Here is a 23,144-nt window from a genome sequence, read left to right on the forward strand (position 1 = left end):
TTTTTGACGAGTGGCTGGTGTCGTCAGGCAAGACGCCGCGACGAGTCATAGCCCGCTATGGCGAGGAGCGGCAACGCAGCATGACGGCAACAGACGCCGTCAAAAAGGAACAGTACTTGCGATACAGGACACACCATTCAGGTATCCAGGTTGCCTGCCAGAAATTGACGCAGGCGCTGGCGCATCACTGTCCCCTCATTCCCCAGGCAACCGACCGGCGATCCAACCAGGCTCTCCTGTGCCAGATCGGATGCATCACCGGCCAGCATCAAAGGACAATCCAGGCTCATTGCCAATTTGCCCAGGCGCTTTGGCAAGTCTGGAGCCGGCGCATGATTGGAAACCAGCACCAATGCCACCGGCTGGATCTTCTGGCACACCAGGGTCAGTTCCTCGAACGGCAGGCCGATCGACAACAGCCTGACGCCCACTTCCGCCTTGGACAGGAAAAGCCCCGTGACCAGCAACTCCAGTTCATGGCAATGATCGGCAATCGCGCAGGCCAGGACACGCGGCGACGTACCTTCGCGCTTGAACAAGAGCCGCTGGATGATGCGCGAACGCAGGAAACCATCAAGAAACACCCATTCGCTGGTTTTCCCAAACGTCTGCTGGCGTTGCAATAGTTGTCGCCAAAGCGGCATCAGGATGTCCTGGAAGACGATCGGCACGGTATAGGTGGAAAAGACCTGCCCATAGACACGATCAAGCTCCACATCGTCAAAGTTGCTAACCGCGTCCGCCACCTGTTGTTGCCAGTGGGCATGATCGGCCCTGACCTGATCGGATGAAATCAGCGTGGAGACCGGTTGCACCGACTCGGTCTTCGCCAGGATCCTTCCCACTTTGCTGACGGCCACCCCGCGCTCGATCCAAGCCAGGATGCTGCGCACTTTTTCAATATCGCCCAACGAGTACAGGCGATGCCCACTTTCGGTGCGTGTAGGTTGGATCAAACCGTAGCGCCGCTCCCAGGCACGCAGGGTCACGGGGTTAACGCCGGTCATGCGCGCGACTTCGCGAATGGGAAACAGGTCTTCCCGTCTGAAGGCGCCTGATGCCTGGAAAACGAAGCCATCCTCTGTGATTACACTCATTTTGGCAGACAATTCCGGCTGGGAAATTGGATCCTAGTTTACCCCTCCCCGGACATGTCATGACAAGGACAAACGTACTCGATGTGCGTTTTTGTTGTTTTACGCACAATCAGGAATAATCCTTGCCTGTTTTTTGGCGACCAGACGCTGCCCACCACCCCGGGGGCGTCCCCCGCGAACCTCCTACCCGGAGTGCCGCGCCTGTCTTACGGAGATGCATAATGTCTACCTCACCCGTCACCCTGATGGTTGCCCGCCGCGTCGCCCATGGACGCTATCAGGATCTGATCGCCTGGTTGCGCGAAGGCGAACAATTGGCAACCGATTTTCCCGGCTACCTGGGCTCAGGCGTGCTCGCGCCACCGCCCCAGGACGATGAATTCCAGATTATCTTCCGTTTTGCCGACGAGCAGACGCTGCACGCCTGGGAACACTCTGCCTCCCGCACGGCCTGGCTGGGACGGGGCAGCGATCTGTTTGCCCATCCCTCCGAACACCGCGTGCGCGGCATCGATGGCTGGTTCGGCGCGGCCGGTCAGCGTCCGCCACGCTGGAAACAGGCCGTGGCCATCTGGCTGGCGTTTTTTCCCGTCTCGCTGTTGTTCAATTTCCTGTTGGGGCCGCTGCTGGGCGAACTGGGCCTGTTGAGCCGCGTGTTTATCAGTACGCTGATCCTGACGCCACTGATGGTCTACCTGTTTATTCCGATGTCGACCCATCTGCTGGCGAACTGGCTCAACGGCGCGCCACAGCGGACGTTGCCGGCCAAGCCTTTCACACAGAATCAGTGATTTAACCGGGATGCCGCCTTCGCGAGCAAGCCCGCTCCCACAGTAGATTTGTGTCGTTCACATCATTTGTGTTCGACGATAATCCTCTGTGGAAGCGGGCTTGCTCGCGAAAGCGGTTTATCCGTTAACGCTGATGTCGGCTGGCGCACCCTCTTCGCGAGCACGTCGGATCGACGCTGTCACAGATTCGCCTGTCGCAATCTTGCGTCGCTGTTATAGTTTTGCTCTAGCCGTGAACCGAGCCGTCCTATGTCCAGCGCCACCGCTCCGATCCTGATCACTGGCGCAGCCCAGCGCGTCGGCCTGCATTGTGCCCGGCGATTGCTGGAAGACGGGCAACCGGTGATCGCGACCTACCGGACCGAACGTCCAGGCGTGCAAACGTTGCGGGACCTGGGCGCGGTCATGCTGTTTGCCGACTTCTCCAGCGAAGCGGGGATCCTGGCCTTTATCGAGCAACTCAAGCAGCACACCGACCGGCTGCGGGCCATCGTGCACAACGCCTCGGCCTGGCTAGCCGAGGGCCCGGGCTGCGAAGCCGCGGCCTTCAACGCCATGTTCGGCGTGCACATGCTGGCGCCTTACCTGATCAACCTGCACGGCGCCGAGCTACTGCGGCGTTCAACCCCGGCGGATATCGTGCACATCAGCGATGATGTAACCCGCAAGGGCAGCGCCCGGCATATCGCCTATTGCGCCACCAAGGCCGGCCTGGAAAGCTTGACCCTGTCGTTCGCGGCCAAGTTCGCCCCGGCGATCAAGGTCAACGGCATCGCCCCGGCCCTGCTACTGTTCAACCCCGAAGACGACGCAGCTTACCGCGCCAAGGCCCTGGCCAAGTCCGCACTGGGCATCGAACCCGGCAGCGAAGTGATCTACCAGAGCCTGCGTTATCTGCTGGACAACCCTTATGTCACCGGCACGACCCTGACCGTCAACGGCGGGCGGCACGTCAAATAGCCTTGTTTCGAGGATGCACCATGACGCTATCCCTGCCCCAGAACTATCGCGAGATCCTCATCGGCCTGGGGGAAAACCCCGAACGCGAGGGTCTGCTCGATACCCCGGTCCGTGCCGCCAAGGCCATGCAGTACCTCTGCCATGGTTATGAACAAAGCGTCGAGCAGATCGTCAACGGCGCGCTGTTCGCCTCTGACAGCGATGAAATGGTGATCGTCGCCGACATCGAACTCTATTCACTCTGCGAACATCACCTGTTGCCCTTCATCGGCAAGGCCCATGTGGCTTATATTCCTACGGGCAAGGTCCTGGGGCTGTCGAAGATCGCCCGATTGGTGGACATGTTCGCCCGCCGCCTGCAAATCCAGGAGAACCTGACCCGGCAAATCGCCGACGCGGTGCAGCAGGTCACCCAGGCCGCCGGCGTGGCGGTGGTGATCGAGGCCCAGCACATGTGCATGATGATGCGCGGTGTCGAAAAACAGAACTCGACCATGAACACCTCGGTGATGCTCGGCGTCTTTCGCGATTCCAGCACCACGCGCCAGGAGTTCCTGCAATTGATTCGACGGAGCAAGTAAATGCCACAACTTCAGCCAGCCATGGCACGCATCAAGGTCAAGGACCTGCGCCTGCGCACCTTCATCGGCATCAACGAAGATGAAATCCTCAACAAGCAGGATGTGTTGATCAACCTGACCATCCTCTACGCCGCCCAGGAAGCAGTACGCGACAACGACATCGACCACGCGCTGAACTACCGCACCATCACCAAGGCGATCATCGCCCACGTGGAAGGCAACCGCTTCGCCCTGCTCGAACGCCTGACCCAGGAATTGCTCGACCTGGTCATGACCAACGAGTCGGTGCAATACGCCGAAGTCGAAGTCGACAAACCCCACGCCTTGCGATTCGCAGAATCAGTGTCGATTACGCTCGCAGCAAGTCGGGCGACTTCGTAGCAGCTGCAAGCCTCAAGCGGTAAGCTTCAAGCCTGACCACCGCAAATCCAAACTTGCAGCTTGAAGCTCGCCCCTTGAAGCTGCCTCGCAGAGATCCCCATGAACGACCAACAACGCCTCGAACTCGAAGCCGCCGCTTTCCGTCGGCTGGTTGCCCACCTGGACAGCCGCAAGGATGTGCAGAACATCGACCTGATGAACCTCGCCGGCTTCTGCCGCAACTGCCTGTCCAAGTGGTACAAGGCCGCCGCCGATGAACGCCAGATCGAGGTCAGCCTCGATGACGCCCGCGAAGTGGTCTACGGCATGCCGTACGCCGAGTGGAAAGCCCAATACCAGAAAGAAGCCAGCGCCGAACAACAAGCGGCGTTCGCCAAAGGAAAACCCGATGCCTGATCTCAATACCCTGCGTACCCGTCTCAAAAGCGGCGAACATGCCTTCGCCGACACCCTGGCCTTTATCGCCGCCGGTTACGACTACCAGCCCCAGGCCTTCAACAACGGTGGCGTGCAAAACGCCGCGGGGCAGAACGAAGGATCCTGCAAGACGCTGGGCCTGGCGCTGCTTGAGGGCTTGAGCGATGAAGAAGCGCTGCTGGCGTTTGGCGAACACTACCGTTCGGTGCTGGCCACGCCTGACGGCAACGATCACGGTAATATCCGCGCGCTGATGACCCATGGGTTGGCCGGGGTGAAGTTCGAGGCGCCGCCGCTGCAACGGCGCTGATCGCACCTTCCATTACGACGAGGCCCGCTGTTGTGGCGAGGGAGCTTGCTCCCGCTGGGCTGCGCAGCAGACCCAAACAGTCAAACTCAATTTGCCTGACACACCGCGTTGCCAGGTTTGGGGGGCCGCTTCGCGCCCCAGCGGGAGCAAGCTCCCTCGCCACAGGCTGAGTCCAAGTGAGCGGCGCCTCACCACATCCCGACTTTTAAGATTGACCCGGCAACTTTATTTCGTTTGCCGGGCCCCTCTGCTCGCGGCTTAGATAACGGAAATTTCTCCATCGTCCGGGCCGTCTTCCATGAGCAGCGAAACCATCAGCCAATCGATCTCCATCGTGCATCCCGTCAGCCTCAGCCACGGCAAGAATGCCGAGGTCTGGGACACCGACGGTAAACGCTACATCGATTTCGTCGGCGGCATCGGTGTGTTGAACCTCGGCCATTGCCATCCGCGCATCGTCGAGGCGATCCGTGAACAGGCCACCCGGTTGACCCATTACGCATTCAATGCCGCCCCCCATACACCGTACATTGAATTGATGGAACGGCTGACGGCGTTTGTCCCGGTGGATTATCCGGTCAGCGGCATGCTCACCAACAGCGGCGCCGAGGCAGCAGAAAACGCCTTGAAGATCGTACGCGGCGCCACGGGCCGTACCGCCGTGATTGCGTTTGATGGCGCCTTTCACGGCCGCACCCTGGCGACCCTCAACCTCAACGGCAAGGTCGCGCCTTACAAGCAGAAAGTCGGCGTATTGCCCGGGCCGGTGTATCACCTGCCGTACCCCAGCAAGGACAACGGTGTCACCCGCGAAGAAGCCTTGAAGGCCATGGAGCGGCTGTTCAGCGTCGAAATCGACGTGAATGACGTGGCCTGTTTCATTGTCGAACCGGTGCAGGGCGAAGCCGGCTTCCTGGCGATGGATGTGCCCTTCGCCCAGGCCCTGCGGCAGTTCTGCGACGACAAGGGCATTGTACTGATCGTCGATGAGATCCAGTCCGGCTTCGGCCGCACCGGCCAGCGCTTTGCCTTCTCACGGCTCGGCATCGAACCTGACTTGGTCCTGCTCGGTAAAAGCATTGCCGGCGGCGTGCCCTTGGGCGCGGTGGTGGGACGCAAGGCGCTACTGGACAACCTGCCCAAGGGCGGCCTGGGCGGCACCTACTCGGGCAACCCCATCGCCTGCGCCGCCGCCCTGGCGACCCTGGATGAAATGACCGACGCCAACCTGCATGCCTGGGGCTCGCAACAGGAGGAGGCAATCGTCAGCCGCTACCAATCCTGGCGCAACCGTGGGCTGACGCCCTACCTGGGCCGCCTGACCGGCGTCGGCGCGATGCGCGGCATCGAGCTGACCCACGCCGACGGCACCCCGGCTTCGGCACAATTGACGCAACTGCTGGCCCTGGCGCGGGAATCGGGCTTGTTGCTGATGCCCAGTGGCAAGTCGCGACACATCGTGCGGCTGCTGGCGCCATTGACGACCGAGCCGAACGTGTTGGAGGAAGGCTTGGATATTCTGGAGGCGTGCCTGGCGAAGCTGGTCTAGACATCCCCACTCACCCTGTGGGAGCCAAGCTTGCTCGCGATGACGGCGGCACATTCAAAAATGACTGCACATGACCCACCGCAATCGCGAGCAAGCTCAGCTCCCACAGGAGACCACTGATAAACATCCCCCCATTAAAAAACCGGCCGAAGCCGGTTTTTTAATGCCTGATAGATCAGAACGAAGCGTTCTGCAGGCCATCCAGGTAGCGCTCGGTGTCCAGGGCTGCCATGCAACCGGCACCGGCCGAGGTGATCGCCTGGCGGTAGACGTGGTCGGCCACGTCGCCGGCCGCGAAGATACCTTCGACGCTGGTGGCGGTGGCATTGCCGTCGCGGCCGCCCTTGACCACCAGGTAGCCGTCCTTGAGTTCCAGCTGGCCTTCGAACAGCGAGGTGTTCGGGGTATGGCCGATGGCGATGAAGACGCCGTCAACCTTGATCTCGTCGAAGCTGCCGTCGTTGTTCTTCAGGCGGGCACCGGTCACGCCCATGTTGTCACCCAGCACTTCGTCCAGGGTCGCGTTGAGCTTGAGGATGATCTTGCCTTCGGCGACGCGGGCGTTGAGCTTGTCGATCAGGATCTTCTCGGCGCGGAAAGTCTCGCGACGGTGGATCAGAGTGACCGTGCTGGCGATGTTGGCCAGGTACAGCGCTTCCTCGACCGCGGTGTTGCCGCCACCGACCACCGCCACAGGCTTGTTGCGGTAGAAGAAACCGTCGCAAGTGGCGCAGGCGGAAACGCCTTTGCCCATGAAGGTTTCTTCCGACGGCAGGCCCAGGTAACGAGCGCTGGCACCGGTGGCAATGATCAAGGCATCGCAGGTGTAGGTCGCGCTGTCGCCAGTCAGGGTGTATGGCTTGGCGGCGAAGTCCACGGCATTGATGTGGTCGAAAACGATCTCGGTCTCGAAGCGCTCGGCGTGTTCCTTCATGCGCTCCATCAAGGCCGGGCCGGTCAGGCCATGGACATCGCCCGGCCAGTTATCGACTTCGGTGGTGGTGGTCAATTGACCGCCGGCCTGCATGCCGGTGATCAGCAGTGGCTTGAGGTTGGCACGGGCCGCATAAACCGCAGCGCTGTAACCGGCAGGGCCGGAACCGAGAATAATCACTCGCGAATGACGCACTTCAGACATGACCTGCTCCTGTTGACCGGACCTTGCGGGCCGGAACGCCGGGTGAGCGGCGTGAATAAAAAGGACCGTTGACGCACTTGGGGAAGGCTTGGGTTCGACAGTCCTGGAAAAGAATGGGTGCAGCGTATCGAGGGAGCGAAGATTAAGGAAATACGGATTAACAATCCAGCTCATAGGTGAGCTCTATCCCCCGCGGCCCTTTCAATAGGCGCCTTCGCCTCAAGAAACGTTGTTACACGCCATGTCGCCGCTTTCCCGGGCGGGGCAAAGCCGGTAAGGTCGGCGCGTTCACCTTCGCTCGGAGCCACCTATGCCCGCCCCCGTCCTGTCCGGCCCGCAATATTTGCGAGAGGGCCTCAAGCTGGTCTTGAGCCCGGGCCTGCGCTTGTTTGTACTCTTGCCCCTGGCGATAAACCTGGTGCTGTTCGTCGGATTGATTTACCTGGCCGGCCACCAGTTCAGCCTGTGGGTCGATACGCTGATGCCGTCGCTGCCGGACTGGCTCAGTTTCCTCAGCTATGTCCTCTGGCCCCTGTTCGTGGTGCTCGTCGTGCTGATGGTGTTTTTCACCTTCACCATGCTCGCCAACGTCATCGCCGCCCCGTTCAACGGCTTTCTCGCGGAAAAAGTCGAAGTGGTCATCCGTGGCACCGACGACTTCCCTGCCTTCAGTTGGGCCGAGTTGATTGCCATGATCCCGCGGACCCTCGGGCGGGAAGCGCGCAAGCTTGGCTATTTCCTGCCCCGCGCCCTGGGGTTGTTCGTGCTGTCGTTCATCCCCGTGGTCAACCTGGTGGCGGCACCGCTGTGGCTGCTGTTCGGCGTGTGGATGATGGCGATCCAGTACATCGACTACCCGGCGGACAACCACAAGCTGGGCTGGAACGAAATGCTCGCCTGGCTGCGGGAAAAACGCTGGCAGAGCCTGGGTTTTGGCGGCAGCGTGTACCTGGTGCTGCTGATCCCGGTGGTGAACATCCTGATGATGCCGGCAGCGGTGGCCGGCGCGACGTTGTTCTGGGTCCGTGAGCAAGGTGCCGAGACCGCGTTGGCCCGCCAGGGCTGAGCCAGTCACAAATCCATCATCCTGGCGTCACAATGACGAAATGGCCCCGGTCGACACTGGGGTCATGACCACACCTCTGCACATTACCCTGATCACCGAAACCTTCCCGCCGGAAATCAATGGCGTGGCCAATACCCTGGGCCGCCTGTACGACGGCTTGCTCGCCCGCGGGCATCAAGTCGAGCTGATACGACCGCGCCAGGTCGACGACCAACGCCAGGCCAGTGACGAGCAGTTGCTGCTGTGCCGGGGCTGGCCGCTGCCGGGCTATCCGGGTTTGCAGTGGGGCCAGGCGTCGATGCACAAACTGCTCAGACGCTGGAAACGCCATCGTCCGGACGTGCTGTACATCGCCACGGAAGGACCGCTGGGTCTGTCGGCCCTGCGCGCAGCCCGACGCCTGGGTATCTCGGTGGTCAGCGGCTTCCACACCAACTTCCAGCAATACACCCAGCAGTACGGCCTTGGGCTGTTGAGTCGCGTGCTGACCCATTATCTGCGTTGGTTTCATAACCGCTCCAGCCTGACCCTGGTGCCCAGCCTCAGCCAGCGCCTGGAACTGGAGCGACGACATTTCGAGCGCGTGGCGTTGTTGTCCCGCGGCGTGGACAGTCAACTGTTTCACCCGGTCAAGCGCTCGTCGAGCCTGCGCCAAGCGTGGGGCCTGGGCGACGACGACATCGCCGTGCTCCATGTCGGACGCTTGGCACCGGAAAAAAACCTGGGGCTGCTCAAGCGCAGTTTCGACACGCTGTGCAGCGCTTTCCCGGGGCGACGGATGAAGCTGGTGGTGGTCGGCGACGGCCCGCAGCGGTCCGAGCTGGAACAGGAATTGCCCGAAGCGATCTTTTGCGGCTCGCAACGCGGTGAGGCGCTGGCCAGCCACTATGCGTCCGGGGATGTGTTTGTCTTTCCGAGCCTGACCGAAACCTTCGGCAATGTGGTGCTGGAGGCGCTGGCGTCCGGGCTGGGCGTGGTGGCCTACGACCAGGCCGCCGCCGCGCAGCACATTCGCCATGGGTACAACGGTGTGCTGGCAATGCCGGGGGATGAAGAAGCGTTCTGTGAGGGGGCCCGTTGGCTGTTGGAAGAGCGCGAGGCCTTGCGTTGCGTGAGGCTCAATGCGCGCCAACATGCCAGTCGCCAAGGTTGGGCGGCGGTGATCGAACAATTCGAGGCGCAGTTGCGTGGGGTTTGTGTCGGCGAATCAGTGATACCCGCTGCGCCGACAGTGCGCTGAGTCTTCGGCAATATTGAAATCGCCATCGCGAGCAAGCTCGCTCCCACAGGGGATCTTTGTCGAACACCAGACTCATGTTCGCTGAAGATCAAAATGTGGGAGCGAGCTTGCTCGCGATAGCGTCAGATCAGGCGCCGCTTAAACCAGGCTCATCAACGCCTCGCGACTGAACGGCAAGATCTCCTGCTCCCGTCCTTCGCGCACTTTTTGTGCCCAGTCCGGATCCACCAGCAGCGCACGCCCCACCGCCACCAGGTCGAACTCCTCGTTATTCAGGCGCTCCAGCAATTTCTCCAGGCTGGCCGGTTGCGCGACTTTGTCGGTGTTGACCATGAACTGCAGGAACTCGCCATCCAGGCCGACGCTGCCGACGGTGATGGTGGGCTTGCCGGTGAGCTTGCGGGTCCAGCCGGCCAGGTTCAGCTCGGAGCCTTCGAACTCCGGCTCCCAGAAGCGCCGTGTCGAGCAGTGGAAAATATCCACGCCCGCCTCGGACAATGGCTTGAGGAATTCGCCCAGGGTTTCAGGGGTCTGCACCAGACGCGCGGTGTAGTCCTGCTGTTTCCATTGGGAGAAGCGGAAAATGATCGGGAAACCTTCGCCCACCGCCGCGCGCACGGCACGAATCAATTCGATCGCAAAGCGCGAACGGTTGGCCAGGCTGCCGCCGTAACCGTCGGTGCGCTGGTTGCTGCCTTCCCAGAAGAACTGGTCCACCAGGTAGCCGTGGGCGCCGTGGATTTCCACCCCGTCCATGCCGATGCTTTGAGCGTCTTTTGCCGCCTGGGCGAACGCGGCGATAACCTCGTCAATGTCCGCCTGGGTCATGCCGTGGACCACCACCTGGCCGTCCTTGAGCTTTTCGCTCGGGCCATAGCCCGGCACGCTGGCGTCCGGCTCGGTGCCGATGCGTCGCACACTGCCCACATGCCACAGCTGTGGAACGATCTTGCCGCCTTCGGCGTGTACCGCATCAACCACTTTTTTCCAGCCGGCCAACGCGGCGTCACCATAGAAATGCGGCACGTTCGGGTAGCCGTTGGAAGCCTTGTGCCCCACCGTCGTGCCCTCGGTGATGATCAGGCCAACCCCGGCCGCCGCACGACGACGGTAATACTCGATCACCTTGCTGTTCGGCACGCCGCCCGGCGAAAAGGAACGGGTCATCGGCGCCATCACCACGCGGGTCGGCAGCTCGAGCGTGCCGAGGTGGAAGGGTTTGAACAGGGCTTTTACAGGCATGGGGGCACTCCACGGGACAAGGTCGCAGGTCGATATGACGGCGATAATATGTGCCGTGCCGAGTGCTGGGTAGCACTATTGATTGGAATGATTAAGGATTAAAAGGAATCGCAGCGGTGTTTGCTCAACCATGAAACCCTGTGGCGAGGGAGCTTGCTCCCGCTCGGTTGCGCAGCAACCGCAAAGAAAAAGGGCTGCTACGCAGCCCAGCGGGAGCAAGCTCCCTCGCCACAGGGGGCACGCCGGGCTTTCAAGCCAGCGCTTTTTCGATCGCCTGGATCACCGTGGGGTCATCCGGCGCCGTGCGCGGCGAGAAACGCGCCAGCACCCGGCCGTCCTTGCCGAGCAGGAATTTTTCGAAGTTCCAGGTAATGTCCCCGGGAAACTCGGCCCCCTCGCCCGCCAGCAGGCGGTACAACTGGTGACGATCATGGCCGTTCACGTCCAGTTTGCTGGACAGCGGGAACGTCACGCCGTAGTTGAGGCTGCAAAAGTCCTGGATTTCCTGCTCGGTTCCCGGTTCCTGCCCGGCGAACTGATTGCAGGGCAGGCCCAGCACGCTGAAGCCCTTGGCCTTGTATTGCTGATAGAGATTTTCCAGCGCCGCGTATTGAGGCGTCAGGCCACATTTGGAGGCGACGTTGACCACCAGCACGACTTGCCCCTTGAACGGCGCCAGAGCAAGCTCCTGACCATCCAGGGCTTTGAGTTTAAGGTCGTGGAAAGCACTCATGACGAACTCCAGGTTTGCGGATCTTTTCGAAACAGCCATGGTTGATGCTAACAGCAACCGACTAAAAAGGCGCCGTATGGCGCCTTTCCAGTTCACTGGTCATTTGAGCGTAGCGCACAAATCAGTGGTGATGGCCGCCTTCGCCATGGACGTGACCATGGGCAATTTCTTCTTGGCTGGCGTCACGGATGTCGACGATCTTGACTTTGAAGTTCAAACGCTGGCCGGCCAACGGGTGGTTGCCGTCAACGGTGACGTCGTCGCCTTCCAGGTCGCGAATGGTGACGATCTGCATCTGGCCATCGGGGGCGGAAGCGTGGAACTGCATGCCCACTTCCAGCTCATCAACGCCTTCGAACATGCTGCGGCTCAGGGTGCTGACCAGTTCGGCGGAGTACTCGCCATAGGCGTCTTCCGGCTCGACGGTAACGTTCAGGTCGTCACCGACCGTTTTGCCTTCCAGGGCTTTTTCCAGGCCCTGGATGATGTTGCCTGCGCCATGCAGGTAGACCAGCGGAGCGCCGCCGGCAGAGCTGTCGATGACCTCACCAGCGTCGTTGGTCAGGGTATAGTCGATGGAGACAGCCTTATTGGCGGCGATCAGCATGGGGCGAGACCTTTTGCATAAGAATGAAGAACGGACAAGTCTAAACAAGGATTTGCCCGAAAGCGAACGGAACCCGGACAAACGGACTTGCCCGAACAGACCGACGGTCACCGGCTTCCATCAGGACGAGGACGGGCACTGGGTGGCCGAGCTTTCCTGTGGCCATACCCAACACCTGCGCCACCAGCCACCCTGGCAGTCCCGGGCCTGGGTACTGGACCCTGCGCAGCGCATTGAAAAAATAGGCCAGCCCTTTGACTGCGGCTGGTGCGCACAGGCCCCGGTTAGCGATAACCTTGGCGACTGGAATTGATGGTAGATGACCAGTCATAGGTCACACCCTTGCCATGCTCCCTTAGAGAATCCGCATGCAAACTTTTTTTATCGCGCCCACCGATTTTGGTGTGGGCCTGACCTCCATCAGCCTCGGGCTGGTGCGTACCCTTGAACGAGCCGGGCTGAAAGTCGGCTTTTTCAAACCCATTGCCCAACCTCACCCCGGCGACACCGGGCCGGAACGCTCCACCGAGCTGGTAGCCCGCACCCATGGCCTCAAGCCGCCGCAGCCCCTGGGCCTGGCGCACGTCGAGCGCATGCTCGGCGACGGCCAACTCGATGAGCTGCTGGAGGAAATCATTACCCTTTATCAGCAGGCGGCCATCGGCAAGGACGTGCTGGTCGTCGAAGGCATGGTCCCGACCCGCAACGCCAGCTACGCCGCCCGGGTCAACCTGCACCTGGCCAAGAGCCTGGACGCCGAGGTCATCCTGGTGTCGGCACCGGAAAACGAAGTGCTGACCGAGCTGTCTGGCCGGGTAGAGTTGCAGGCGCAGTTGTTTGGCGGGCCGAAGGACCCGAAAGTTCTCGGGGTGATCCTGAACAAGGTCCGCACCGACGAAAGCATGGAGGCGTTTTCCGCACGGCTCAAAGAGCACTCGCCCTTGCTGCGCAGCGGCGATTTCCGCCTGCTCGGTTGCATCCCGTTTCGCCCCGAACTCAATGCCCCGCGCACCCGCGACGTGGCCGACCTGATGGGCGCGCAGGTGCTCAATGCCGGCGACTACGAAACCCGGCGCATGAGCAACATCATCATTTGCGCCCGCACCATGCGCAACACCGTGGAACTGCTCAAGCCCGGCGTGCTGGTGGTGACCCCCGGCGATCGCGACGACATCATCCTGGCCGTGAGCCTGGCAGCGATCAACGGCGTGCCGCTGGCCGGGCTGCTGCTGACCAGCGACACCCTGCCCGACCCGCGCATCATGGACTTGTGCCGCGGCGCCTTGCAGGCGGGGTTGCCGGTTCTGTCGGTCAGCACCGGCTCCTATGACACCGCTAACCTGCTCAACGGCCTGAACAAGGAAATCCCCATTGATGACCGTGAACGTGCAGAGATCATCACCGATTTTGTCGCCAGCCACCTGGACGCCAAGTGGCTGCACCAGCGCTGCGGCACGCCACGGGAAATGCGCCTGTCGCCAGCGGTGTTCCGCTATCAGTTGATCCAGCGCGCCCAGGCCGCCAACAAACGTATCGTGCTGCCCGAGGGCAGCGAACCTTTGACCGTCCAGGCTGCCGCCATTTGCCAGGCCCGGGGCATTGCCCGCTGCGTGTTGCTGGCAAAACCGGCCGACGTCGAAGCGGTGGCCCGCGCCCAAGGCATCGAACTGCCGCCGGGGCTGGAGATTCTCGACCCGGATTCGATTCGCGAGCGCTACGTCGAACCCATGGTGAGGTTGCGCAAGAGCAAGAGCCTGAACGCGCCGATGGCCGAGCAGCAATTGGAAGACACCGTGGTCATCGGTACCATGATGTTGGCCCTGGATGAAGTGGACGGTCTGGTATCGGGCGTCATCCACTCCACCGCCAACACCATCCGCCCGGCGTTGCAACTGATCAAGACCGCGCCAGGCTGCTCCCTGGTGTCCTCGGTGTTTTTCATGCTGTTTCCCGAAGAAGTGCTGGTCTACGGCGACTGCGTGATGAACCCGCACCCCAGCGCTGCGGAGCTGGCGGAAATCGCCCTGCAAAGTGCCGACTCGGCCGCCGCGTTCGGCATCATGCCGAGGGTGGCGATGCTCAGCTACTCCAGCGGTGAGTCGGCCAGTGGCGAAGAAGTGGAAAAAGTTCGCGAAGCCACCCTGCTCGCCCACGAGGCCCAGCACGGCCTGTTGATCGATGGTCCGCTGCAATACGACGCCGCCGCCAACGAAACCGTGGCACGGCAATTGGCGCCCAACAGCCAGGTGGCCGGTCGGGCGACGGTGTTCATCTTCCCGGACCTCAACACCGGCAACACCACCCACAAGGCCGTGCAGCGCAGCGCCGATTGCGTCAGCCTCGGGCCGATGCTGCAAGGCTTGCGCAAACCGGTGAATGACTTGCCGCGCGGCGCCCAGGTCGACGACATCGTGTACACCATCGCCTTGACCGCGATCCAAGCCGCCAACCGACCTTTGGACATTTAAATGCTGGACTTTCTGCCTGCCCCCTTGCGCGGCGTCATTGCCTCGCTGCTGCTGGCGCTGAACACCATCGCCTGCTGCACACCGCTGTTCATCGTGGCGATCTTCAAGCTGTTGCTGCCCTTCCCCGCTGCCCAGCGCTTCACTGACTGGTTGATGGGCCACATCCACGAAGCCTGGATCAGCAACAACAAGGCCTGGATGAACCTGCTGCGTCGTACCCGTTGGCACCTCAGCGGCCTGGAGGGCCTGGACTACCAGCATTCGTACCTGATCACCAGCAACCATCAGAGCTGGGTCGATATCATGGTGTTGCAGTACGTGCTGAACCGACGCATCCGGCCGTTGAAGTTCTTCCTCAAGCAGGAACTGATCTGGGTACCGGTGATCGGCCTGGCCTGGTGGGCGCTGGGCTTCCCGTTCATGAAACGCTACTCCAAGGCTTACCTGGAAAAGCATCCGGAAAAGAAAGGCAAGGACCTGGAAACCACCCGCAAGACCTGCGCAAAGTTTCGCGACAATCCGGTGGGTATTTTCAATTTCGTCGAAGGCACGCGTTTCACCGAAGGCAAGCATGCCCAGCAGCAGTCACCGTTTCGCTACCTGCTCAAACCCAAGGCCGGCGGCATCGCGTTTGTGCTCGACGCCATGGGTGAACAACTGGAGTCGATCATCAACGTGACGATCCATTATCCGGGCGGGCGTCCGGGGTATTGGGATCTGCTGTGCGGCAAGATGGACGAGGTGGTGGTGCATTTCCAGGAACTGAAGATCCCACCGCAGTTCATTGGCAAGAACTACGATCAGGACGGCGTGTATCGCCTGGAGTTCCAGGGCTGGATCAACCAGTTGTGGCAGGACAAGGATGCGTTGCTTGCGCAGATGCACCGCGAGTATCCCTCTAAGTCTTGAGGTGTCTGTACTGGCCTCATCGCGAGCAAGCCCGCGATAGCGTCCCTCCAGACAACAAAAAGCCCGCCGATGATCACTCACCTGCGGGCTTTTACTTGCCGCTTGCAGCTAAAAACTTACAGCTGCACCTCTTTATATCGCCCCACGCTTGCGCAGCAGGTCCAGGACCTGCTTGACGCTTTCTTCCAGTGTCAGCGACTGGGTGTCGATCACCAGGTCGGCATCCAGCGGCACGTCATACGGGAAGGATTCGCCTGGGATGTTGTCGCCAGCGGCGGCATACAACCCTTGCGGATCACGCTGGGCGCACACCGCTGGCGAGGCCTGGACGTAGACCGTCAACAGACGCTCCTTGCCGATCAGGTCCTTGGCCTGCTCACGCCCTTCGGCATTTGGCGCAACGAACGCGGCGAGGGTCAGCAGGCCGGCTTCGTTGAACTGACGCGCGACGTGAGCCGCACGGCGCCAGTTCTCGGTACGTCCGGCACGATCCTGCGGCAGCCCCTTGTTCAGGTCATGGCGCAGGTTCTGGCCATCGAGGACGAAGACCGCACGCCCCATGTCGAACAACTTGCGCTCCACCGCATAGGCCAGGGTGCTTTTACCCGCGCCCGACAGGCCGCTGAACAACACCGTGGCCGGCTGCTGGCCGAAGCGCTGGGCACGCTCTTCCACCGACACGTGGGCCTGTTTGCCGTGGTGCGTGCTGCTGCCGTGAGCCAGCGGCTGGGCGACGATCATGCCGGCACCGACTGTGCCGTTGGTCAGGCGATCGATGACGATGAACGCACCGGTGGTGCGGTTGCTCTCGTAACCGTCCAGGGCAATCGGCGCATCCAGGGCGATCTTCACCTTGCCGATTTCGTTGAGCTGCAACGCGCTGGCCGGACCTTCTTCAAGGGTGTTCACATCCACCTTGTTGACGATGCTGGCAATCGAGCCCGGCACGTAACTGGTGGCGCGCTTGATGTCGTATTTCTTGCCCGGCAACATCGGCTCTTCGGCCATCCACACCAGCATCGCTTCGAAGCTGTCGGTGACCGGCGGCACGTTGTCGGCATGCACCAACAGGTCGCCACGGGAGATGTCGATCTCGTCTTCCATGGTCAGCGTGACTGCCTGGCCAGGACCAGCGTGTTCCAGCTCGCCTTCGAAAGTGACGATGGATTTCACGCGGCTGCTCTTGCCCGACGGCAGCACCACCACTTCGTCGCCCTTGTGCACGATGCCGCTGGCGAGGGTGCCGGCGAAACCGCGGAAGTTCAGGTTCGGACGGTTGACGTACTGCACCGGGAAACGCAGGTCGGTGAAGTTACGGTCGCCCGCCACTTCCACCGTCTCGAGGATTTCCATCAGCGACTGGCCGGTGTACCACGGCGAGCGCTCGGATTTGTTCACCACGTTGTCGCCCTTGAGGGCCGACATCGGCACGAAGTGCATGCTGGTGGGCTTCATCTTCAAGCCTTCGGCGAACTTCAGGTAGTCGGCCTTGATCGACTCGAACACACCTTGGTCGAAGTCCTTGAGGTCCATCTTGTTGATGGCGACGACGATGTGCTTGATGCCCAGCAACGAGGCGATGAAGCTGTGACGTCGGGTCTGGGTCTGCACGCCATAGCGGGCGTCCACCAGGATGATCGCCAGGTCACAGGTGGACGCACCGGTGGCCATATTGCGGGTGTACTGCTCATGGCCCGGGGTATCGGCAATGATGAACTTGCGCTTGGCGGTGGAGAAATAGCGGTACGCGACATCGATGGTGATGCCTTGTTCGCGCTCGGCCTGCAGGCCGTCGACCAGCAACGCCAGGTCGATGTCGTCACCGGTGGTGCCGACTTTCTTCGAATCGCGGGTGATGGCTTCCAGGTGATCTTCGTAGATCATCTTGGAGTCGTGCAGCAGGCGCCCGATCAGGGTGCTCTTGCCGTCGTCGACGTTACCGCAGGTCAAAAAGCGCAGCAGCTCTTTACGCTCGTGCTGGCCCAGGTAGGCGAGGATGTCCTCGCTGATCAAATCAGATTGGTGCGACATGACAACCCCTTAGAAATAACCCTGACGTTTTTTATCTTCCATCGAGCCTGCGCCATCGTGGTCGATGACCCGGCCCTGGCGCTCGGAAGTTCGCGTCAGGAGCATTTCCTGGATGATGTCCGTCAGGCTCTCGGCCTCGGACTCCACCGCGCCCGTCAACGGGTAGCAGCCAAGGGTACGGAAACGCACTTTCTTCTTGACGATACGGGCTTTGTCTTCATCCGACAGGTGCTCGAGGATGCGCTCGTCGTCAATCATGATCAGCGTGCCGTTCTTCTCGATCACTTCCCGCTCGGCGGCAAAGTACAGCGGCACGATCGGGATGCCTTCGAGGTAGATGTACTGCCAGATGTCCAGCTCGGTCCAGTTCGACAGCGGGAATACGCGGATCGACTCGCCTTTGTTGACCTTGCCGTTGTAGACGTTCCACAGCTCCGGGCGCTGGTTCTTCGGGTCCCAGCGGTGCTTGCTGTCGCGGAACGAGTACACGCGCTCCTTGGCGCGGGATTTCTCTTCATCGCGACGGGCACCGCCGAACGCGGCGTCGAAACCATATTTGTCCAGGGCCTGCTTGAGGCCTTCGGTCTTCATGATGTCGGTGTGCTTGGCACTGCCGTGGGTGAACGGGTTGATGCCCTGCGCCACGCCGTCCGGGTTCACGTGGGTGATCAGGTCCAGGCCCAGTTCCTCGACCATGCGATCGCGAAACTTGTACATTTCCTGGAATTTCCAGCGGGTGTCGACGTGCATCACCGGAAACGGCAGCTTGCCGGGGAAGAACGCCTTGCGTGCCAGGTGCAGCATCACGGCGGAGTCTTTACCGATGGAGTACAGCATCACCGGGTTATCGAACTCGGCGGCCACCTCGCGGATGATGTGGATGCTTTCCGCCTCCAGCTGTTTCAGATGCGTCAGTTTGTCGACCATGGCTACTCACGAAAACTTTCTTATGAACGGCCAGCGGGCCGTGTTCGAGCGGGGAATCCTAGCACAGCGACCTCTTCTAATCAGGGCGCCAACTAGATCGAAACAGCATATGGATATGCCTGGTGGTTCGGGTATTGCAGTGAACGCTGTGGGAGCAAAGCTTGCTCGCGATAGCGGCGTCGCCTGTGCCGACGTCATCGCGAGCAAGCTTTGCTCCCACAAGGGATCTGAGTGAGTCAAATGGGATTCGGGCAATCGATGAAGATGTGCTCCAGGGCAAAGCGTCGCGCCAGGTAATCGCCCAATGCCTGGACACCGTAGCGCTCGGTCGCATGATGCCCGGCGGCGATGAAGCTGATGCCGTTTTCCCGCGCACTGTGGAACGTCTGCTCCGACGCCTCGCCGCTGAGATACAGGTCGACGCCGGCCAATACCGCCTGATCGATATAGCCCTGGCCGCCACCGGTGCACCAGCCAACCCGGCGGATCATCTGCTCGCCTTCGATCAACAACGGCTCACGCCCCATGACTTCCTGGACCTTGCGCGCGAAATCCCGGGCCGTCATCGGTTCGGACAGGGAGCCGACCAGGCCGACGATCTTGGGATTGTCCGGATCCAGCGGTCCCTCGACAGTGATGTCCAACTGGCGGGCCAGTTGCACGTTATTGCCCACCTCCGGATGCAGGTCCAACGGCAAGTGATAGGCCAACAGGCTGATATCATGCTTGAGCAAGGTCCTGAGACGACGCTGCTTCATGCCGGTGATGCAAGGGTTTTCGCCCTTCCAGAAATAACCGTGATGCACCAGCACCAGGTCGGCCTCGGCCTCGACGGCAGCGTCAAGCAAGGCCTGGCTGGCGGTGACACCACTGACAATGCGCATCACCTGGGGTGCACCTTCGACCTGCAGGCCGTTGGGGCAGTAATCGGCAATCCGGCTGCTGGCCAGGTAACGGTCCGCTTCTTCGACCAGGGTGTTCAGGGCTACCGCCATGAAAAGACTCCTAAATATCCCGTTCAGAGGCACGCGCGGCCTCGTATAATGCGCGACATTATGGGCGGTCTCATACCGCCTGCAACCTTTGTAGGACGTGCTTAATGCTCAAGGCGCTGCGTTTTTCCGGCTGGCCGCTGTTGGCCGGCGTGCTTGTCGCTCTACTGATTATCCAGCGCTACCCGGAATGGGTCGGCCTGCCAAGCCTTGATGTCAACCTGCAGCAGGCGCCGCAAACCAAGGCTGTGCAACAGGGGCCGGTGTCCTACGCCGACGCCGTGACCACCGCCGCGCCAGCCGTGGTGAACCTGTACACCACCAAGGTCATCAACAAGCCCAGCCATCCGCTGTTCGAAGACCCGCAATTCCGGCGGTTCTTCGGCGACAACTCGCCCAAGCAGAAGCGCATGGAGTCGAGCCTGGGATCGGGCGTGATCATGAGCCCGGAAGGTTATATCTTGACCAACAACCACGTCACCAGCGGCGCCGACCAGATCGTGGTAGCCCTCAAGGACGGTCGTGAAACCCTGGCGCGAGTGATCGGCAGCGACCCGGAAACCGACCTCGCGGTGCTGAAGATCGACCTCAAGAACCTGCCGGCCATCACCATCGGCCGCTCAGACAGCATCCGCATCGGCGACGTCACCCTGGCCATCGGCAACCCGTTCGGTGTCGGCCAGACCGTGACCATGGGCATCATCAGCGCCACCGGACGCAACCAGCTGGGCCTGAACAACTACGAAGACTTCATCCAGACCGACGCCGCGATCAACCCGGGCAACTCCGGCGGCGCGCTGGTGGATGCCAACGGCAACCTCACTGGGATCAACACGGCGATCTTCTCCAAGTCCGGCGGCAGCCAGGGCATCGGCTTCGCCATTCCGGTGAAGCTGGCGATGGAGGTGATGAAGTCCATCATCGAGCACGGCCAGGTGATCCGTGGCTGGCTGGGTATTGAAGTCCAACCGCTGACCCAGGAACTGGCGGAGTCCTTCGGCTTGTCCGGGAGGCCCGGTATCGTGGTGGCGGGAATTTTCCGCGACGGCCCGGCGCAGAAGGCCGGCCTGCAACTGGGCGATGTGATCCTGAGCATCGATGGCGAGCCGGCCGGCGATGGCCGCCGCTCGATGAACCAGGTGGCGCGGATCAAGCCCACCGACAAGGTAACGATCCAGGTCATGCGCAATGGCAAGGAACTCAAGCTCACCGCTGAAATCGGCCTGCGCCCACCGCCGGCACCGGTGGTGCTCAAGGAAGAGCAGTAGCCGCGGGCAACTTCCCGGGTGGCCAGTCCTCCTGAATGCAGTTCATTTCAGAAAAATGACCTGTGGCGAGGGAGCTTGCTCCCGCTCGGCCGCGAAGCGGTCGTAAACCGGCGGGTGCGGTGTGTCTGATGCTCCGCATTGGCAGGTTTTGGGGCCGCTTCGCGGCCCAGCGGGAGCAAGCTCCCTCGCCACAAAAAATCCTATCCGCTCCGCCAAAGTGATCCCCCTGGCAAACCCATCCAGATTTCACTTGAAATTACAGATAGCATAAATTCTCATTAGCAGTGTTATATTGTTTCAACTATAAGATTTGGAACAACATAACATGTCATCTCTAACACGGATGTCTTTCGCCAGCCTGGCCTTCGGCCTTTTGGGCGATCCGGCCTACGCCGAGGAAATCCAACCGCTGGAACTGGACGCCATCAGCGTGACGTCCGACTACGAATCCCCCTCCGGCCCCGTCACAGGCTATCGCGCCACCCGCTCCGCCAGTGCCACCAAAACCGACACCGCCCTGCGCGACATCCCGCAATCGATCAGCGTGATTCCCGCCAGCGTGCTCAAGGACCTGGGCAGCACCAACGTCGAACGGGCATTGGAATACGCCGGCGGTGTATTGAAGCAGAACAACTTCGGTGGCCTGACGCTCTACGAATACAGCGTGCGCGGCTTCACCACATCGGAATTCTACAAGGACGGCTTCAGCGCCAACCGCGGTTATCCAAGCACCCCGGACGCCGCGAACATCGAACGCATCGAAGTACTCAAGGGCCCAGCCGCCAGCCTGTATGGACGGGGCGATCCCGGCGGTACGGTGAACATAGTCACCAAGAAACCCCAGCCCGAAGCCTTCACCACCTTGCAAACCAGCGCTGGCAGTTGGGATCGCTACCGCACTGCGCTGGACGTCAACACGCCACTGGACACCGAAGGCAACCTGCTGTCGCGGGTCAACCTGGCGGTCGAGGACAACAATAGCTTTCGCGACCATGTCGGCAGCAAACGTGTTTTCGTTGCGCCTTCCATCAGTTGGCAACTGAACCCCGATACGCGGTTGCTGGTGGAAAGCGAAATCGTGCGCCACAGCTCGACGTTCGACCGCGGCATCGTCGCTCCGAACAATCGCTGGAGCGGCGTTTCCCGCTCGACGTTCCTGGGCGAGCCCAACGACGGCGACATCGACAATCACAACAACATGCTCCAGGCCGCCCTCGAGCATCAGCTCAACGACGCCTGGCAGTTACGCTTGGCCAGCCATTACAAGCAGGGTGAACTCTGGGGATTCGCTTCCGAAGCACGCCCGTTGAATGCCGACGGCCACACGGTGAACCGCCGCTACCGCGAGCGCGACAACAATTGGCACGACAGCATCACCCAACTTGAATTGCGTGGAATGTTCGACCTCGGCCCCTGGCAGCACGAACTGTTGATCGGCACGGAATATGAGGACTATCGCAAGAACGAGCGCGTGACCACCATCAACGGCAGCGCTTATCCCATCGACATTTATCAACCGATTTACGGCCAGCCAAAACCTGATGGCAAACGCACCGGCCCCGATTTTTTCGAACATGTACAAAGCCGCGCACTGAACCTGCAGGACCAGATCGTCTTCACCGACAAGCTGCGGGGCATGCTCGGCGTGCGCTATGAGCATTTCGAGCAAAGCATCGACGACCACAACACCCACCTCACCAGCCGCCAACGCCACGACGCCCTGACGCAACGGGCCGGCCTGCTGTATCAGTTGACGCCCGAGGTCGGCCTGTTTGCCAACGCCTCCACCTCGTTCAAACCCAACAACGGCCTGGATGCCGGCGGCAAGACTTTCGATCCCGAGGAAGGGGTCGGCTATGAAGTGGGGATCAAGAGCGAGTTGTTCGACGATCGCCTGAGCACCACCCTGGCGGCGTTCCATATCGAGAAGGAAAACGTCCTGAGCCCGGTCGCCGGCACCGACTTCAGCCGCGCCATTGGCAAGGCCCGCAGCCAGGGCATCGACTTGCAGTTGACCGGGCAGGTGACCGACGCCGTGCGGGTGATCGGCGCCTATGCCTACATCGACGCCGAAGTGACCAAGGGTGACCCGGGAAACCCCACAGGCAGCCGGATCCTCGGCGTCGCTAAACACAGCGGCAGCCTGCTGGGGGTCTACGAATTCCAGGATGGGCACCTGCGCGGCTCGGATGTTGGCGCGGCGTTCACTTACGTCGGCGATCGCTCGGGCGAAGCCGGCAAGGATTTCGAACTGCCGGCCTACCACACCGTGGACCTGCTGGCCCATTACAAGGCCAGCGATGACGTCACCGTGGGCCTGAACCTGAATAACGTCTTCGACGAAAAATACTACGAACGCTCCTACAGCAATTACTGGGTCACTCCCGGCGATCCGCGCAACTTCACTGTCAGCCTCACCCTCGATCTATAAGGAAGT

22 protein-coding genes are annotated in these 23,144 nt (G+C 61.2%); 14 read left to right on the forward strand and 8 right to left on the reverse strand.

The window, feature by feature from the left end; translation table 11 throughout:
* Positions 1 to 137: 137 nt before the first annotated feature.
* Positions 138 to 1,097 carry a MerR family transcriptional regulator gene (locus BM300_RS11180; RefSeq protein ID WP_092223760.1) on the reverse strand — a complete coding sequence of 320 codons (960 nt, stop codon included), beginning with the start codon at positions 1,095 to 1,097 and terminating at the stop codon, positions 138 to 140.
* Positions 1,098 to 1,318: 221 nt separating this feature from the next.
* Between BM300_RS11180 and BM300_RS11185 the strand changes: the two genes are divergently transcribed.
* The 7 genes from BM300_RS11185 to BM300_RS11215 all read left to right on the forward strand — a co-directional run bounded on the left by BM300_RS11185 (position 1,319) and on the right by BM300_RS11215 (position 6,086).
* Positions 1,319 to 1,888: an antibiotic biosynthesis monooxygenase gene (locus tag BM300_RS11185; protein WP_092149367.1), complete on the forward strand. Its 570-nt coding sequence runs from the start codon at positions 1,319 to 1,321 to the stop codon at positions 1,886 to 1,888.
* Positions 1,889 to 2,137: 249 nt separating this feature from the next.
* Positions 2,138 to 2,848, forward strand: coding sequence for a dihydromonapterin reductase (gene folM, locus BM300_RS11190; RefSeq protein ID WP_092149364.1), 711 nt, complete (start codon positions 2,138 to 2,140; stop codon positions 2,846 to 2,848).
* A 20-nt stretch (positions 2,849 to 2,868) separates the two neighbouring features.
* Positions 2,869 to 3,429: a GTP cyclohydrolase I FolE gene (folE, locus tag BM300_RS11195; RefSeq protein WP_092149361.1), complete on the forward strand. Its 561-nt coding sequence runs from the start codon at positions 2,869 to 2,871 to the stop codon at positions 3,427 to 3,429.
* On the forward strand, positions 3,430 to 3,810 hold the full coding sequence (gene folX, locus BM300_RS11200; protein ID WP_063324422.1) for a dihydroneopterin triphosphate 2'-epimerase: 381 nt from the start codon (positions 3,430 to 3,432) through the stop codon (positions 3,808 to 3,810). It abuts the gene before it with no gap.
* A gap of 99 nt (positions 3,811 to 3,909) precedes the next feature.
* Positions 3,910 to 4,206, forward strand: a complete 297-nt coding sequence (locus BM300_RS11205) for a DUF1244 domain-containing protein (protein WP_063324421.1) — start codon at positions 3,910 to 3,912, stop codon at positions 4,204 to 4,206.
* Entirely contained in the window at positions 4,199 to 4,537 is a 339-nt protein-coding gene (locus BM300_RS11210) for a HopJ type III effector protein (protein ID WP_063324420.1), read from the forward strand. Before BM300_RS11205 ends, BM300_RS11210 begins: the two co-directional genes overlap by 8 nt.
* Before the next feature lie 298 nt (positions 4,538 to 4,835).
* On the forward strand, positions 4,836 to 6,086 hold the full coding sequence (locus BM300_RS11215; protein WP_092462888.1) for a 2-aminoadipate transaminase: 1,251 nt from the start codon (positions 4,836 to 4,838) through the stop codon (positions 6,084 to 6,086).
* Between the two features lie 175 nt (positions 6,087 to 6,261).
* Here BM300_RS11215 and trxB read toward each other — a convergent pair whose 3' ends face one another.
* A complete protein-coding gene (trxB, locus tag BM300_RS11220; protein WP_030139882.1) occupies positions 6,262 to 7,224 on the reverse strand; it encodes a thioredoxin-disulfide reductase in 963 nt (320 codons plus the stop codon).
* A gap of 310 nt (positions 7,225 to 7,534) precedes the next feature.
* Between trxB and cysZ the strand changes: the two genes are divergently transcribed.
* On the forward strand, positions 7,535 to 8,290 hold the full coding sequence (gene cysZ / locus BM300_RS11225) for a sulfate transporter CysZ (RefSeq protein WP_063324418.1): 756 nt from the start codon (positions 7,535 to 7,537) through the stop codon (positions 8,288 to 8,290).
* A gap of 40 nt (positions 8,291 to 8,330) precedes the next feature.
* Positions 8,331 to 9,530, forward strand: coding sequence for a glycosyltransferase family 4 protein (locus BM300_RS11230; RefSeq protein ID WP_092149519.1), 1,200 nt, complete (start codon positions 8,331 to 8,333; stop codon positions 9,528 to 9,530).
* A 138-nt stretch (positions 9,531 to 9,668) separates the two neighbouring features.
* On the opposite strand, the gene BM300_RS11235 is transcribed toward BM300_RS11230, so the two are convergent.
* From BM300_RS11235 to BM300_RS11245, 3 genes are all read right to left on the reverse strand, one after another.
* Entirely contained in the window at positions 9,669 to 10,772 is a 1,104-nt protein-coding gene (locus BM300_RS11235; protein WP_092462890.1) for an NADH:flavin oxidoreductase, read from the reverse strand.
* A gap of 250 nt (positions 10,773 to 11,022) precedes the next feature.
* Positions 11,023 to 11,505, reverse strand: a complete 483-nt coding sequence (locus BM300_RS11240; RefSeq protein ID WP_072344396.1) for a glutathione peroxidase — start codon at positions 11,503 to 11,505, stop codon at positions 11,023 to 11,025.
* Positions 11,506 to 11,626: 121 nt separating this feature from the next.
* Positions 11,627 to 12,112 carry an FKBP-type peptidyl-prolyl cis-trans isomerase gene (locus BM300_RS11245; RefSeq protein ID WP_003205467.1) on the reverse strand — a complete coding sequence of 162 codons (486 nt, stop codon included), beginning with the start codon at positions 12,110 to 12,112 and terminating at the stop codon, positions 11,627 to 11,629.
* On the opposite strand from BM300_RS11245, the gene BM300_RS11250 reads away from it, so the two are divergent.
* The 3 genes from BM300_RS11250 to BM300_RS11260 are packed head-to-tail and all read left to right on the forward strand — an operon-like array spanning position 12,081 to position 15,489.
* Positions 12,081 to 12,425, forward strand: coding sequence for a DUF3565 domain-containing protein (locus BM300_RS11250; protein ID WP_072344588.1), 345 nt, complete (start codon positions 12,081 to 12,083; stop codon positions 12,423 to 12,425). The two genes, BM300_RS11245 and BM300_RS11250, sit on opposite strands and share 32 nt — an antisense overlap.
* 55 nt (positions 12,426 to 12,480) lie before the next feature.
* Positions 12,481 to 14,580 carry a phosphate acetyltransferase gene (pta, locus tag BM300_RS11255; protein WP_063324414.1) on the forward strand — a complete coding sequence of 700 codons (2,100 nt, stop codon included), beginning with the start codon at positions 12,481 to 12,483 and terminating at the stop codon, positions 14,578 to 14,580.
* Positions 14,581 to 15,489, forward strand: a complete 909-nt coding sequence (locus BM300_RS11260; RefSeq protein ID WP_072344415.1) for an acyltransferase — start codon at positions 14,581 to 14,583, stop codon at positions 15,487 to 15,489.
* A gap of 132 nt (positions 15,490 to 15,621) precedes the next feature.
* Here BM300_RS11260 and cysN read toward each other — a convergent pair whose 3' ends face one another.
* The 3 genes from cysN to BM300_RS11280 all read right to left on the reverse strand — a co-directional run bounded on the left by cysN (position 15,622) and on the right by BM300_RS11280 (position 19,442).
* Positions 15,622 to 17,520 (reverse strand): sulfate adenylyltransferase subunit CysN, encoded by a 1,899-nt coding sequence (gene cysN / locus BM300_RS11265; protein ID WP_063324412.1) that lies wholly within the window; start codon positions 17,518 to 17,520, stop codon positions 15,622 to 15,624.
* A gap of 9 nt (positions 17,521 to 17,529) precedes the next feature.
* Positions 17,530 to 18,447 (reverse strand): sulfate adenylyltransferase subunit CysD, encoded by a 918-nt coding sequence (gene cysD, locus BM300_RS11270; RefSeq protein ID WP_003178041.1) that lies wholly within the window; start codon positions 18,445 to 18,447, stop codon positions 17,530 to 17,532.
* Positions 18,448 to 18,683: 236 nt separating this feature from the next.
* Entirely contained in the window at positions 18,684 to 19,442 is a 759-nt protein-coding gene (locus BM300_RS11280) for a Nif3-like dinuclear metal center hexameric protein (protein WP_092149529.1), read from the reverse strand.
* Positions 19,443 to 19,546: 104 nt separating this feature from the next.
* On the opposite strand from BM300_RS11280, the gene algW reads away from it, so the two are divergent.
* Entirely contained in the window at positions 19,547 to 20,707 is a 1,161-nt protein-coding gene (gene algW, locus BM300_RS11285) for a Do family serine endopeptidase AlgW (RefSeq protein WP_014340162.1), read from the forward strand.
* Between the two features lie 325 nt (positions 20,708 to 21,032).
* Positions 21,033 to 23,138: a TonB-dependent siderophore receptor gene (locus BM300_RS11290; protein ID WP_092462891.1), complete on the forward strand. Its 2,106-nt coding sequence runs from the start codon at positions 21,033 to 21,035 to the stop codon at positions 23,136 to 23,138.
* Positions 23,139 to 23,144 lie beyond the last annotated feature (6 nt).

This window comes from Pseudomonas sp. NFACC46-3, from assembly GCF_900114515.1.
In the GTDB taxonomy this organism is placed as follows: Bacteria; Pseudomonadota; Gammaproteobacteria; order Pseudomonadales; family Pseudomonadaceae; genus Aquipseudomonas; species Aquipseudomonas fluorescens_Q.

Excerpts from the sequence above, each read along its gene's own strand:
- BM300_RS11250 (WP_072344588.1), top strand. The coding sequence starts at position 12,081 with ATGGAGACAGCCTTATTGGCGGCGATCAGCATGGGGCGAGACCTTTTG.
- BM300_RS11260 (WP_072344415.1), top strand. The coding sequence starts at position 14,581 with ATGCTGGACTTTCTGCCTGCCCCCTTGCGCGGCGTCATTGCCTCGCTG.
- BM300_RS11235 (WP_092462890.1), bottom strand. The coding sequence starts at position 10,772 with ATGCCTGTAAAAGCCCTGTTCAAACCCTTCCACCTCGGCACGCTCGAG.
- cysD (WP_003178041.1), bottom strand. The coding sequence starts at position 18,447 with ATGGTCGACAAACTGACGCATCTGAAACAGCTGGAGGCGGAAAGCATC.
- folM (WP_092149364.1), top strand. The coding sequence starts at position 2,138 with ATGTCCAGCGCCACCGCTCCGATCCTGATCACTGGCGCAGCCCAGCGC.
- BM300_RS11180 (WP_092223760.1), bottom strand. The coding sequence starts at position 1,097 with ATGAGTGTAATCACAGAGGATGGCTTCGTTTTCCAGGCATCAGGCGCC.
- BM300_RS11245 (WP_003205467.1), bottom strand. The coding sequence starts at position 12,112 with ATGCTGATCGCCGCCAATAAGGCTGTCTCCATCGACTATACCCTGACC.
- BM300_RS11185 (WP_092149367.1), top strand. The coding sequence starts at position 1,319 with ATGTCTACCTCACCCGTCACCCTGATGGTTGCCCGCCGCGTCGCCCAT.
- trxB (WP_030139882.1), bottom strand. The coding sequence starts at position 7,224 with ATGTCTGAAGTGCGTCATTCGCGAGTGATTATTCTCGGTTCCGGCCCT.
- BM300_RS11210 (WP_063324420.1), top strand. The coding sequence starts at position 4,199 with ATGCCTGATCTCAATACCCTGCGTACCCGTCTCAAAAGCGGCGAACAT.
- BM300_RS11280 (WP_092149529.1), bottom strand. The coding sequence starts at position 19,442 with ATGGCGGTAGCCCTGAACACCCTGGTCGAAGAAGCGGACCGTTACCTG.
- cysZ (WP_063324418.1), top strand. The coding sequence starts at position 7,535 with ATGCCCGCCCCCGTCCTGTCCGGCCCGCAATATTTGCGAGAGGGCCTC.
- folE (WP_092149361.1), top strand. The coding sequence starts at position 2,869 with ATGACGCTATCCCTGCCCCAGAACTATCGCGAGATCCTCATCGGCCTG.
- BM300_RS11290 (WP_092462891.1), top strand. The coding sequence starts at position 21,033 with ATGTCATCTCTAACACGGATGTCTTTCGCCAGCCTGGCCTTCGGCCTT.
- folX (WP_063324422.1), top strand. The coding sequence starts at position 3,430 with ATGCCACAACTTCAGCCAGCCATGGCACGCATCAAGGTCAAGGACCTG.
- algW (WP_014340162.1), top strand. The coding sequence starts at position 19,547 with ATGCTCAAGGCGCTGCGTTTTTCCGGCTGGCCGCTGTTGGCCGGCGTG.
- BM300_RS11230 (WP_092149519.1), top strand. The coding sequence starts at position 8,331 with ATGGCCCCGGTCGACACTGGGGTCATGACCACACCTCTGCACATTACC.
- BM300_RS11215 (WP_092462888.1), top strand. The coding sequence starts at position 4,836 with ATGAGCAGCGAAACCATCAGCCAATCGATCTCCATCGTGCATCCCGTC.
- BM300_RS11205 (WP_063324421.1), top strand. The coding sequence starts at position 3,910 with ATGAACGACCAACAACGCCTCGAACTCGAAGCCGCCGCTTTCCGTCGG.
- pta (WP_063324414.1), top strand. The coding sequence starts at position 12,481 with ATGCAAACTTTTTTTATCGCGCCCACCGATTTTGGTGTGGGCCTGACC.
- BM300_RS11240 (WP_072344396.1), bottom strand. The coding sequence starts at position 11,505 with ATGAGTGCTTTCCACGACCTTAAACTCAAAGCCCTGGATGGTCAGGAG.
- cysN (WP_063324412.1), bottom strand. The coding sequence starts at position 17,520 with ATGTCGCACCAATCTGATTTGATCAGCGAGGACATCCTCGCCTACCTG.